11 protein-coding genes and 1 riboswitch are annotated in these 11,656 nt (G+C 54.0%); of the genes, 10 read left to right on the top strand and 1 reads right to left on the bottom strand.

Translation table 11 applies throughout. The features are described 5' to 3' along the window. The first annotated feature begins 261 nt into the window (after positions 1–261). Positions 262–343, top strand: a riboswitch (cyclic di-GMP riboswitch). Between the two features lie 271 nt (positions 344–614). The 5 genes from LIO98_RS06380 to LIO98_RS06360 all read left to right on the top strand — a co-directional run bounded on the left by LIO98_RS06380 (position 615) and on the right by LIO98_RS06360 (position 8,664). Further along, on the top strand, positions 615–3,221 hold the full coding sequence (locus LIO98_RS06380; RefSeq protein WP_291954361.1) for an Ig-like domain-containing protein: 2,607 nt from the start codon (positions 615–617) through the stop codon (positions 3,219–3,221). Positions 3,222–3,683: 462 nt separating this feature from the next. After that, positions 3,684–4,850: a DUF3798 domain-containing protein gene (locus LIO98_RS06375; RefSeq protein WP_291954364.1), complete on the top strand. Its 1,167-nt coding sequence runs from the start codon at positions 3,684–3,686 to the stop codon at positions 4,848–4,850. A 120-nt stretch (positions 4,851–4,970) separates the two neighbouring features. Beyond that, a complete protein-coding gene (locus tag LIO98_RS06370; RefSeq protein WP_291954358.1) occupies positions 4,971–5,726 on the top strand; it encodes a gamma-glutamyl-gamma-aminobutyrate hydrolase family protein in 756 nt (251 codons plus the stop codon). Between the two features lie 310 nt (positions 5,727–6,036). Further along, positions 6,037–7,251, top strand: coding sequence for an iron-containing alcohol dehydrogenase (locus tag LIO98_RS06365; protein ID WP_291954355.1), 1,215 nt, complete (start codon positions 6,037–6,039; stop codon positions 7,249–7,251). Between the two features lie 249 nt (positions 7,252–7,500). Continuing rightward, on the top strand, positions 7,501–8,664 hold the full coding sequence (locus LIO98_RS06360) for a Fic family protein (protein WP_291954352.1): 1,164 nt from the start codon (positions 7,501–7,503) through the stop codon (positions 8,662–8,664). Positions 8,665–8,719: 55 nt separating this feature from the next. On the opposite strand, the gene LIO98_RS06355 is transcribed toward LIO98_RS06360, so the two are convergent. Next, the gene (locus tag LIO98_RS06355) at positions 8,720–9,265 is read right to left on the bottom strand and encodes a DUF2284 domain-containing protein (protein ID WP_291954349.1); all 546 of its coding nucleotides are present in this window, start codon (positions 9,263–9,265) and stop codon (positions 8,720–8,722) included. A gap of 304 nt (positions 9,266–9,569) precedes the next feature. Between LIO98_RS06355 and LIO98_RS06350 the strand changes: the two genes are divergently transcribed. The 5 genes from LIO98_RS06350 (at position 9,570) to LIO98_RS06330 (ending at position 11,442) form a co-directional block, all read left to right on the top strand. Continuing rightward, entirely contained in the window at positions 9,570–9,788 is a 219-nt protein-coding gene (locus LIO98_RS06350) for a hypothetical protein (RefSeq protein WP_291954346.1), read from the top strand. 38 nt (positions 9,789–9,826) lie between these two features. Next, entirely contained in the window at positions 9,827–10,057 is a 231-nt protein-coding gene (locus LIO98_RS06345; protein WP_291954344.1) for a DUF2922 domain-containing protein, read from the top strand. Between the two features lie 242 nt (positions 10,058–10,299). Then, positions 10,300–10,455 (top strand): YvrJ family protein, encoded by a 156-nt coding sequence (locus LIO98_RS06340; RefSeq protein WP_273309714.1) that lies wholly within the window; start codon positions 10,300–10,302, stop codon positions 10,453–10,455. Between the two features lie 155 nt (positions 10,456–10,610). After that, the gene (locus LIO98_RS06335; protein WP_291954340.1) at positions 10,611–10,958 is read left to right on the top strand and encodes a D-Ala-D-Ala carboxypeptidase family metallohydrolase; all 348 of its coding nucleotides are present in this window, start codon (positions 10,611–10,613) and stop codon (positions 10,956–10,958) included. After that, positions 10,951–11,442, top strand: a complete 492-nt coding sequence (locus tag LIO98_RS06330; RefSeq protein WP_291954337.1) for a sigma-70 family RNA polymerase sigma factor — start codon at positions 10,951–10,953, stop codon at positions 11,440–11,442. Before LIO98_RS06335 ends, LIO98_RS06330 begins: the two co-directional genes overlap by 8 nt. Positions 11,443–11,656: the final 214 nt, after the last annotated feature.

Below are 11,656 nucleotides of genomic sequence, written 5' to 3'. Positions count from 1 at the left end.
AAAAAACATCGCCGAGCCAGCTCCCTCACAGAGGGCGCCTTTAAGGGCAAAGTCAGAAGCTAAACCGCTATTTATCTTCTCCCCACTCGAAGCTAAACCGTCATTTATCTTTCTTTTCTCCATCCAACTTTTGCCGATATATTTGCCCTGAAACCATTTCCCATAATTCTAGCCGATTTTAACACACGTTTTTACTTAAATACTAAACAAATGTTGACACGGGTGGGGGGGGGTGATGTAAAATTCATTCAATGTTAATCGTTATAAAAAAGCCACAGCTGCCGAAAGACAGCGCCGGAAAGCCAAGGGTCTAAGACGAAAGTTATGACAGCCGACTGCCGATTACCGCATCTATCCATATTCGCCTGTTTCGGCGGCCGGCCTGTTCATGAACTTAGTAAGACGCAATATAAAAGAGCTGCGAAGGGGATCTTCATATCCTCTGTATCTGTGCGAACGCGCGTTGGTCTGGGGCTGGAAAATGGACGGGAGGGTGATCTATAAAACCACAAAAATGGGAGATACTCTTATTACGTGAGGTTGTTTTTTTATTATTTTTATTTGGGGTGAAAGGTCTGGTGTGCTGAATGGTAAAGTTGCATGGAAAATGCAAGTTGGCGTTAGCGTTTGTGGCGGCCGCCGCGATGTTGGGAACGGCATGGGCGGTAGATGGAGTTTCATATGAAAATGGTGGGACTATAGACATTGCGGTAATCAGTAAAGACGTCGTCTATAAGCCGAACGCTGAAGGAACAATTAGGGTAAATATCAGCGGTGACCTTGGAAAGAAGGATGCACTGAATACAAATAATTTTAAGATATACGGCACTAAGGACGGCGCGAACGGAAGCGCAAACTTCACGGTAAATTGGGGCACTTCGAAACTCTATACCAATGGCGGTTTTACCCAAATTATCGCTGGCGGGGTTGGCTCCAACCTTAAGGATTCCAGTATGATCTTCAATTCCGCCGAGACGTCGGAAATATATGAGAAAAATGGAAGCGCTCAGAAATCATTACTTCTCGCCGCCGGACCCGAGGGCGGGACCGTTTCCGGCAATACGACGCTGACTATCAATGGAAAGCTGGGTTCCGCCTATGAGGTATCTTATCTTAAGGCTACGGCTGGTGGTCTGTTGAATGAAGACAGTACATCAGATTCGATCGTTGTGGAAGGAGACAGCACCGTTAATTTCAATGCGGACTGGAAAACCGGTGAAGACAGTGAAACAGCCCTGTTGGCCGGTCCGATGATTCAGAAGGACGGTAAGGCTTCCAGTATTGTAAAGGGAGCCGCCATTGTCACCGTCGATGGCGGCGGGGCCGTTCGTGAAATGTGGGCCGCCGGCGCGTTGTTAAATAAGGGGACGCCGTCCCTCACGGTAGGTTCTGCTGGTGTACAGATATTAAAAGGCTCCGTTGACGATACGATATTTGCCGGAGCTGAAATCTGGGCTAAGGGTACGGCGACGGTACTTGGCGACACCAGTATCGCTTTTTCCGGCGGCACAATGGGGGAAAACAACGGCAGGGCAAGGCTTTATGCCGGCCATGATGTTGAAACTGAAGGCGGCAAGGGCTATATTAACGGCGACTCGCATATCAAAATAACCGGCGGCAAGGGAATCAGATATGTCTTTGGCGGCGGCTTGGCGTGGAACAGCACCACCAGCGAGACACAATCGGTTATTCACGGTGGTTCAAATATCGATATTGTGAGCGACAGTGGCCTCTCCGCGCTTACGGAAAATTCGATGATCTTTGCCGGCGGTCGGCGGCCTGTAAGCTCTGAGGCGATAGTCTCCGTTGAAAAAAACGGAACTGTCACATTCAAAGATATTACAAAGGCTTATAAGGGGACGGTCAGCAGACAGGGGACGCAGAGTTCTTCCTCGAACGGTGATTATGTTGCCGACTACAACGACTCCGTCTCCGGCGACTCCGTCCTCGTATTCGACAACGTCCAGGCGGACTTCTCCGGCGCGACGATAGTGGAGATGGACCGTATCGAGCTTACCAACGGCACAAAGCTGAAACTTGCGGACCTTGGCGGGGCAACGGTCATTAAACTCACGGGCAACTGGACGAATTTCGGAACGCCGTCTGTCCTCACCTTTGACAGCGCGCTCGAAAACGTGCCGGTGGTGGACGTCAGCGAAGCCACGGGCATAGTCTCCGCCGCATTCAACGAGGCGAAGACGGAACTCGTAGTCTCATGCAAAAATACTCCTATCGCCGTAACGCCAACTACTTTGAAACTTCATCCCGGAGAGAGCAGTACTATTAAGGCGATGACATATGCCGCCGGTGAAACTGTCTCCTGGAAATCCAGCGACGAATCGGTGGCCACAGTCGACGGCAACGGCAAGGTGACGGCGCACAAGGCCGGCATCGCCGTAATCTCCGACACCGGCTCTGTTTCAAGGACAACCGCCGGCTGCACCGTGACGGTCGAAGATCCGGCGTCTCCGGACCCGGTGCCGACGCCGGCTCCCGTAACGCCGACTGTCGTAACTGAAAAGGATAACCCAGTGAAGACGGACAAGAACGTACCGGCAGATGTGAAGCCGGCTCCCCCCGTCATCACGCCGGCAACGGAGGAGAACACCATAGCCCTCGCGGCGAGCGCGGACGTTCCGGTAAAATTTTTCACCGCGACGGCTGACGGCAACATCACGGTCGACCCTGTGACCGCAAAGAAGGCCGTGGCCTCCGTAATGTCGGACGACGTGGCGGTGGCTCCGAAGACGATCATGACTCTGCCCGTCATCGCGGCGGCGATCGACAGCGGCAAAGTCGCGGCTCTCGCGATGAAGACGACCGGCGCGCAGCTTGGCGCGGCGGCAAACAATATAGTCAGCGACATCACGCTCATCAAAATACTTAGGGACGGGACAGGCGCGAAGTTCGGCTATACCGCGGAGCCGGCCGGCTACGCCGACCAGAGCTTCACGCTCAAAAACGTGGAGGGAAACAATCTCGCCTTTACCGACAAAATCGATCCGACCGCGACATACACGCTCATACTCTTCGTCAAGGATAATGGAGAGTTCGACTACGACAAAACCATGGGCAGCGTAATCGACCCCGTGGCGATGGCGATGAACGAGGCGAAGGCACCGAAACCCTCCGGAGGTTCAAGCAGCGGCTGCTCCGCGGGTCTGGGAGTCTTAGCACTGCTGGCGCTGCTGCCGCTCGCGGCGGTAAGACGCAAGAGGTAAGCGGATAAACATTGTAATAAACAGTGGTAACAGTAAAAGAGGCGGACGAGAAACTCCGCCTCTTTCTTTTTTGTGCATTCAGCGGATATATAAGATGCGGATGCCGTTATGCGCGTGCCGCCGCCTAACCGGGCTGACGCGCGGCAGGGCGAATGAAGCGGCGGCCATGTCCTCAGCGTGCGGCAGGGAAGAGTAGCCTCGCAAAGTCATCGTCCCCGGCAGCTCCGCCGCGATAAAAATAAAATGATTTAAAAACCATGAGTTATGAGCGCAAGATTTAAAGTTGACCGGACCATAGTGCCGAGGCTGGTTTTTCTTGACATCGCCGTCGAACCGGTGATAGTATGCACGTCATGTGCGGTAAGTACCTGTTTTTCTCTGGCACGCTATCATAAATCTTAAGGCAGGGGATACTTTGTGAGAAAGTTCCTGGTTTGTTTTGTCGTATCATGCTGCGTCGCTGTGCTGTGCGCCGCGTCGGTATCTGCGGAGCCGGCCTTCCGTATCGGCGTCGCGACGCCCACCGTTTCCCAGGCGGAGGACGCCTACCGCGGCGCGGAGAGGATCGTCAAGGAGTATGGCGACGCTTCCAAGGGCGGCATGATCAAGCATGTCACCTTCCCGGATAACTTCATGCAGGAGATGGAGACCACCATCTCGCAGATTGTCGGTTTGGCGGACGACCCGAAGGTAAAGGTTATCGTCGTCAACGACGCGGTGCCGGGCACCACCGAGGCCTTCCGCAGGATCAAGGAGAAGAGGAACGACGTGATCTGCCTCTCCGGCTCCCCGCACGAGGACCCAAACGTCATCTCCTCAATCTCGGATTTCAGCGCCGTCGGTGACAGCATCTCGCGGGGATACCTGATCATCCACACCACGAAAGAGCTCGGCGCGAAAAACTTTGTCATGGTATCCTTCCCGCGCCACCAGAGTTATGAACTCCAGGCGCGCAAGCGCGCGATCATGGAGGCGGCCTGCAAGGAGCTGGGCGTCAAGTTTTCATTTGAGACTGCTCCCGACCCCGTGAGCGACGTGGGCGTCGCCGGAGCCCAGCAGTTCATCCTTGAAAAGGTTCCCGCCTGGCTCAAGAAATATGGCAAAAATACCGCCTTTTACTGCACGAACGACGCGCAGACGGAACCCCTTCTGAGGCAGATCGCCAAATACGGCGGCTTCTTCATCGAGCAGGACGACCCCTCGCCGATTCTGGGCTATCCCGGAGCCTTTGGGATAGACCTCAAAAACGAATCCGGCAACTGGCCGGCGATAATGAAAAAGATCGAAAGCACGGTGATCGCCGCCGGCGGAAAGGGACGCATGGGAACGTGGAGCGCCTCCGTACCCTGGAGCATGACCTGCGCCATGGTGGAATACGGCAAACGGGTAGTCGAGAAAAAGGCTAAGCTGGGCAATATCAAGGATTTCACGCTCTGCTTTGAGAAATATACGCCCGGAATAGGATGGCACGGCAAAAGGTATCTTGACCTTGCGAACGGGACCAGGAATAAAAAATATATCATGCTTTACCAGGACACATATATTTTTGGCAGGGGCTATATGCACACCACGGATGTGAAGATACCGGAGAAGTATGAGAAAATAAAGGGCACGCAGATAGGCAAATAATTATCTGACGCCGCTGTTTACGAAATGCGCGAGAGAAAATACCCCTGCGGGGGTATTTTCTTTTAAGAGACCTTTTGTGGTCTGCGTGAATTACAAAACGGGCGCTGAAAGGAGAAAATCATGAGACCATTGATAGGAGTGGCTTCCTCGGCATTTTATGACTCGTTCACAGATACCCTTTTCCAGGATGCCGAGCGCAATATCGTTGAAACATGCTGGCAGCGCCTCTGCCTGACGGGAAAGATGCTGCGCCATATAGGCTTGGCCGGCGGTCTGGCCGAACTTCTTTCCGTGAGGAAAACTGCTGAGGAGATCGACTCCGTCGCCGTTAAATACGACGGGTTTTTGTTCTGCGGCGGCGCCGACATTACTTCGTCTCTGTACGGTGAAGAGGCGGATGGAAGCGGAGAGACAGACCCCGTCAGGGATGAATTTGAATATACTCTATTAAAGAGAGCCTATGAAAAGGGTAAAACTATCTTTGGGATATGCCGCGGACAGCAGATGATCAACGTCGTCTTTGGCGGAAACATACATCAGGATATCAACAGGATAAATCCCGACTGGAAAATCCACCAGTCTCCGTATCCGATGGATGGCTACTCGCATACGGTAAATATCATCGAGCCGCGTTTCCTGCCCCTTTCGGAAAAAAGAGAGATAAAGGTTAATTCCGCGCACCACCAGGCGGTCAACCGGCTCGCGGAGGGCTTTGTCGTCACCGCGGAGACCGGCGACGGACTCATCGAGGGAATAGCGATGCCGGATTACAAAAAAGGCCTCATCGGCGTGCAGTGGCACCCGGAATCCCTCGCCGATTCCGACCCCTTCCAGCACGATTTTTTTAAGATGCTGGTAGAGTATTCGGCAAAATAAAGTTCCAAATATTCCTCAGACGCCGGAGGGAGAGCGGTCATTCCGCCTGACCGGCTGAGAAAGAAATATCGAGCCCGGCCCGCCGCATGGAAGATTCGCGGTGGACCGGGTTATCGTTATATTGTGAGTAAGCACGGTATGCAAAACATTGGAATATTGTAATATTAGATAAAGTTATATCGATATTTGAATAGCTATATTCCATTTTTGTATCTACCAATATAGACGGCGGTGAGTAGAATACAGAATGTGAAGTGATTAACGAAGCAGTACAAAATATAAAAACTTTAACGTATCGGAGGAATTTACCATGGCAAGATTTACATTACCGCGCGATCTCTATCACGGAAAGGGTTCGCTTGAAGCGCTTAAAACACTCAGAGGCAAAAGGGCGATCGTCGTTGTCGGCGGCGGCAGCATGAAGCGTTTTGGATTCCTCGATAAGGTTGAGCAGTATCTTAAAGAGGCTGGCATGGAGGTCCGTCTTTTCGAAGGCGTGGAGCCAGATCCCTCGGTCGAAACGGTGATGAAGGGCGCGGCTGAGATGCGCGAGTTCCAGCCCGACTGGATCGTCTCCATCGGCGGCGGCTCGCCGATTGACGCGGCGAAGGCGATGTGGGCCTTCTACGAGTATCCAGACACGACATTTGAAGCTCTCTGCATCCCCTTCAACTTCCCGACGCTTCGTACAAAGGCGAGGTTCTGCGCCATCCCCTCGACATCGGGAACGGCGACGGAGGTAACGGCCTTCTCAGTCATCACCGACTACGCGAAGGGCGTCAAGTACCCGCTCGCGGACTTCAACATCACCCCCGACGTGGCGATCGTTGACCCGGAACTTGCGGAGACGATGCCCAAGAAGCTCACGGCGCACACCGGCATGGACGCCATGACCCACGCGATCGAGGCCTATGTCTCGACGCTGCACTGCGACTACACCGATCCCCTCGCGCTCCACGCGATCGAAATGATCAGCGAGGATATCGTCAAATCATACAACGGCGACATGGAGGCACGCGACAGGATGCATGACGCGCAGTGCCTCGCGGGCATGGCCTTCTCAAACGCGCTGCTTGGCATAGTCCACTCGATGGCGCATAAGACGGGCGCGGCTTACAGCGGCGGCCATATCGTCCACGGCTGCGCGAACGCCATGTACCTGCCGAAGGTCATCCGCTTCAACGCGGTGGAACCGGCGGCGGTCGAGCGTTACGCGAAGATCGCCCGCTACCTCCACCTTGAGGGCAAGACGACCGCCGAGCTTGTGACGGCCCTTGTGGACCACATCAACGAACTCAACGTCAAGCTGGATATCCCCTCGCGTATCAAGGACTATGAGGGCGGCATCATCGACGAGAAGGAGTTCATGGAGAAGCTGCCGAAGGTCGCGGAGCTCGCCGTAGGCGACGCCTGCACCGGCTCCAACCCGCGTCCCATCACGCCCGCGCAGATGGAAGAGCTGCTCAAGAGCTGCTACTTCGACAAGGAAGTCGTAAAGACAGCCAAATCGACGCAGGCCGCATAGCTGAAAATTCCTCCCCCAACAGGAATTTTATAAATAGACCCAATATACGCAGACAGCAGGAGAGGACCGCATATCACGCGGTCCTTCCTGCTGTTTTAGTTATTATATAAATGTACGAATTCCCAGAATAATCGACGGAACACGGCGGTATATCTGACTGAAGTATCGTCGCTTGCCTTTACAATAACCGCAATATACAATGATATCGGGGCAGCAGAGCGCTGTCTGTATTCAAAAGGGTGGGGTGAGATGAAAAGAGGCGAACATTGTCCGTATTATGACTTTGACGAGTATCTGCGTCAGGGCGAGCCTCACCGGCGAAAACGGGCCGAGTCGTGGAAAACGGCCATCGGCCTGCAGGCGGTCGACGGGTTAAAGCCGTCGGCATATTTGCTGGAGACTGCGAAACGACATATCGAAGGCGATATTTCTATTGACGAAGTCAAGAATTTAATTGACAGTTATTATCAAAGCAAATCCGGCAAGGCGCCGGAAGACGGCAGAACGGAAGAGGCGGACAAGGTGTCCGCTAATATTACCGGACTGTTGAACGAAAAGGCTTTTACCTTTTCTCCGGCAGGCTATATCTCTATCCACCGCCGTATATTTGCCGGTGTATTTGATTTCGCCGGGCAAATCAGAGATTACAATATAACGAAAAAAGAATGGGTGCTGCGTGGTGACACGGTACTGTATGCCAGCGCGGCAGAGTTATGCGCGGCGTTGGAGTACGATTTTGCGCAGGAGAAGCGGTTTAATTACAGCGGCCTCTCCGTCGGAGCAGTGGCGGCACATATCACGAAGTTTGTCTCCGACCTATGGCAGGTTCACGTCTTCGGTGAAGGCAATACCCGAACGACCGCCGTATTTACCATAAAGTATCTTTGTTCTATGGGATTCGAGGTCAATAACGACATCTTTACAGACAATGCATGGTACTTCCGCAACGCTCTGGTGCGCGCCAATTACAGGAATTATCAAAAGGGGATCGAAGCGAATTCCGAATATCTGGAGCGCTTCTTTCGTAATTTACTGTTGGGGGAGCGAAACGAATTGAAGAACCGTTTTTTGCTGGTCGGAGTCCACTATGAGGGGGACGAACACGGTCTTTCAAGGGAAAGTGCACCCAACAGGCACCAGGCAACCTCCTTACAAGCACCCTGCAAGTTTAACGGCGGCGATCCAAATATTTTAAGACTGGTTATGGCGCTTGGTGAGAAACAGATGTCAGTCAAAGAGATGCTTATCGCGGTGAATTTGCGTGACAGAGGAAATTTTACCGTCTCTTATCTGGAGCCGGCGATCATGGATGGTTTTATTCGGCTGCTCTACCCTGGCAAGCCCAATCATCCGCGCCAAAAATATCTGCTTACAGATAAAGGGCTGGCTTTATATAGGAACGCTGCGTTTTAAAGCTTATCAGCGCCGCCGTTTGAGCACTTGCCGCGGGCGCCGCGGCACTGAAACCTTATCGCGGCAGCAGCAGCGCGGCGGCGAGTGTTAGGTACTCCGGCAGTTTATCGCCGCGTATCCAGAGGATGTCGAGGCCGAGGTATTTTTTCAGGGCGACGCTCACGTCCGCGCCGAGAGCCTCTATCGAGTGGCGCGCCATCGCGGGAAAACGGCAGGGCTTGCCGGTCGCCTTCGCGCATACGGGGCAGAGCTCGCAGGAGCCGGCGAAGAAGCTGAGGCTGCCCGGTATCTTCTTTTCTTCTTCTAAAAGTTCGTCGATCAATCCGCGTTTTTCCTTTATGATTATCTCCCTGGCGCTCTCCATCGCGCTTTTTCCCCCGCCGCATTCCCCCTCGGGAGTCATCCGCAGGCCGTAGAGCCTGACTTTGCCGTAGGAGCGCCATATATCGAGCGGATCAAAGTCGAAGGGGGGACACATCCAGTTGTTCCCGTAATTCCGGCACTCGCGGCAGAAGCCGAGAAACTTCGGGACGTCGACGCAGGACGCGACGAAATCATCCGCCTCACAGAGCGTGCAGTATCTTGTAACGGAATAATTCATCAATGGAGCGCCTCCCATTCTTTGATCAAAGAGCCGATATCTATGAGAATATCCCTCCCGTGTCTTTTGTCAACCGGTAATTTTGTCGGCCCCGCGTACGTGCTGTAAAAAATCTCAATAGGTCAAAACTGGGCTCCTTGGGCGTCAATGGATCTTGACGCAGGCGGGGCGTTATATGCGCCGCCTTTTGCGGTGCCTGCTGTACAGATTTTAGCCAGTGGAAAATATTTTCTGGGCCCCGTTTGTAAAACCATACCACACAACACACTATTATTGTTATCAAACATGAAAGGAGGAATACAGCATGGCAAACGTAAAACATCTGACCTCGGCACTTCGCCTCACGCTCTCCCTCGGCACCGTCGACGGAAAGAGCGTTACCAAGACGGTCTCCGTCTCGAAGATCGGCGCGGCGGCCGGCGCGGAGAGCCTTAACGCGCTCGTCGGAGCGCTCGGCGGCCTGCTTGAGTACCCCGTGGCCTCGGTGAAGAAATACGACACCGGGCTTCTCGAGGGTGAATAACGGAAGGACAAGAACAGGAGAGGAGGTGAAACAAGACAATGAAGACGATCCGAATGAAATTCATCACAGAGGCGGGCAAGAACTTCTACATGAGCATGGACTACGCGGCTCCCGAGCTCTCCGGAGCGGAGGGCGCGGCGAAGGTCAAGGCCGCGGCTGACCTCATCCTTGAGCAGCAGCCCTTTGACGTGACCCTGATATCCTGCGAATCGGCGGAGTTCATCGAGCGCACGTCGACCGAGATCGAACTCACAGAGGCCGGAGCATAGCCCGGAAAAGAGCGGGAAGGGACGGCAGTCGTCCCTTCCCTATCACAGAAGCGGATAAATTATCTATGGTAAGCAAAAAGTATGTATTAATACTTGAATAAATACATAATATTTGATATCATACAGTAAGCAAGTGAATAAAAACAAACCCCCATAGAATAAAATGGCGCATAATACTCAAAATACTCGGACGGATCATCGCCCGTACATTGAACGGCAGAAAAGACAGGAGGCGATAAAAAATGGACGAGCTGATGGGCAGCATTATCCAGAACGGATTCTCCATCGCGGTGGCCTCATTCCTGCTCGTCAGGATGGACAGACGTCTTGAAGAGCTGACGAAAGCGGTCATAAGCCTTGGCGCCGTCATGGAAAAGATCGCGCGTCCAGAAAACTGAACCGGCATCCGCGCCTGATAGGCGCGGATGCCGCCGTGGCTGAGAGACCACAGGAACATTTGCCGGTACCGCCGCCGCGGCGGCACTTACATTAAATTTCCCCAACAAAGGCTAAAATCATATAAAAAACAGACAGAAGGAGGGTATCATCACCCATGCGTCTTAACGACTTTCAGATAACGCCGAACTTCAACCTCAGGGAATTCCAGTGTCCCTGCTGTCACGCCGTCGTCCTTCACCGGCGGCTCGCCGCTGCCATACAGCGGCTGCGAGACCTGTGCGCGCGCCCGCTTGTCATCACCAGCGGCTACCGCTGCGCGCCGCATAACGCCGCGGTGGGCGGCGCGGCGAACAGCTTCCACCGCCGGGGCCTGGCCGCGGACGTCGCCGTCCCCGCCGGCAGCCAGAGCCTCTTCCGCGAAATGGCGAAGGAGGCCGGTTTTGCCAGGACGATCGCCTACCCGGAACGCTCTTTCGTCCATCTGGAGGTCTCCGATGAATAGCGAGGCGCAGGTACGGGAGATTGCGGACAGTTATACGCCGCTTGTCAAAGCCACCGCCTGCCGCTATCAGGGGCGCGGCGCCGACTATGAGGATCTTGTGCAGGAGGGCTATCTCGCGCTGCTCCTCCTGATTCCCAAATGTCCCGACATGAAGTGGCTCGCCCATTTCCTCAAAAACAATCTGCCCGGCATCGTCCGTGACGCGGCGGCGCGCATGAGGCGCGGACGGACGCAGGGAGACGAGGTGCTGCTGGAGGAGATCGAGGAGACGGTGGGGGCGGAAGAGGAGAGATACCGGGAGGTGGAGCTGCGGGAGACGCTTTTCCGTATCCTCAGCCCCGAAGAGCTTGACCTCACGCAGGCGCTCATCGAGGGCTTTACCCAGAGAGAGATCGCGGAGACCCTCGGCATCAGCCAGCAGGCCGTCGCCGCGCGGCTGCGGAAGATAAGAGATAAACTCAAAGGCATTATAACGGCAATGTAGATACAGACAGAGGCGATGTTCCACGAATGAGTCCAATAGCGATAGATACAGCAAAAGGCCGGAATTTTTCCGGCCTCTTGCTTTTATGATGTTATTCTGGAATGTACCTTTTGGCGAAACGGAATGGCTAGAAAGTGATGCGCCACCCGCCGCGCAGCACCCAGTCTTCGGTGAAAGAACCGCCTGATGAGCGTTCCAGCGAGAGGTAGAGAGA

Source organism: Cloacibacillus sp. (assembly GCF_020860125.1).
Classification (GTDB): Bacteria; Synergistota; Synergistia; order Synergistales; family Synergistaceae; genus Cloacibacillus.
Note: the sequence above shows the minus strand (reverse complement) of the source record. Positions and strands in the feature narration are given on the sequence as shown.

Bases quoted from the DNA above. Each gene is read 5' to 3' on its own strand.
- LIO98_RS06370 (WP_291954358.1), top strand. From the start codon at position 4,971: ATGAGACCATTGATAGGAGTGGCTTCCTCGGCATTTTATGACTCGTTC.
- LIO98_RS06365 (WP_291954355.1), top strand. From the start codon at position 6,037: ATGGCAAGATTTACATTACCGCGCGATCTCTATCACGGAAAGGGTTCG.
- LIO98_RS06360 (WP_291954352.1), top strand. From the start codon at position 7,501: ATGAAAAGAGGCGAACATTGTCCGTATTATGACTTTGACGAGTATCTG.
- LIO98_RS06355 (WP_291954349.1), bottom strand. From the start codon at position 9,265: ATGAATTATTCCGTTACAAGATACTGCACGCTCTGTGAGGCGGATGAT.
- LIO98_RS06350 (WP_291954346.1), top strand. From the start codon at position 9,570: ATGGCAAACGTAAAACATCTGACCTCGGCACTTCGCCTCACGCTCTCC.
- LIO98_RS06345 (WP_291954344.1), top strand. From the start codon at position 9,827: ATGAAGACGATCCGAATGAAATTCATCACAGAGGCGGGCAAGAACTTC.
- LIO98_RS06340 (WP_273309714.1), top strand. From the start codon at position 10,300: ATGGACGAGCTGATGGGCAGCATTATCCAGAACGGATTCTCCATCGCG.
- LIO98_RS06335 (WP_291954340.1), top strand. From the start codon at position 10,611: ATGCGTCTTAACGACTTTCAGATAACGCCGAACTTCAACCTCAGGGAA.
- LIO98_RS06330 (WP_291954337.1), top strand. From the start codon at position 10,951: ATGAATAGCGAGGCGCAGGTACGGGAGATTGCGGACAGTTATACGCCG.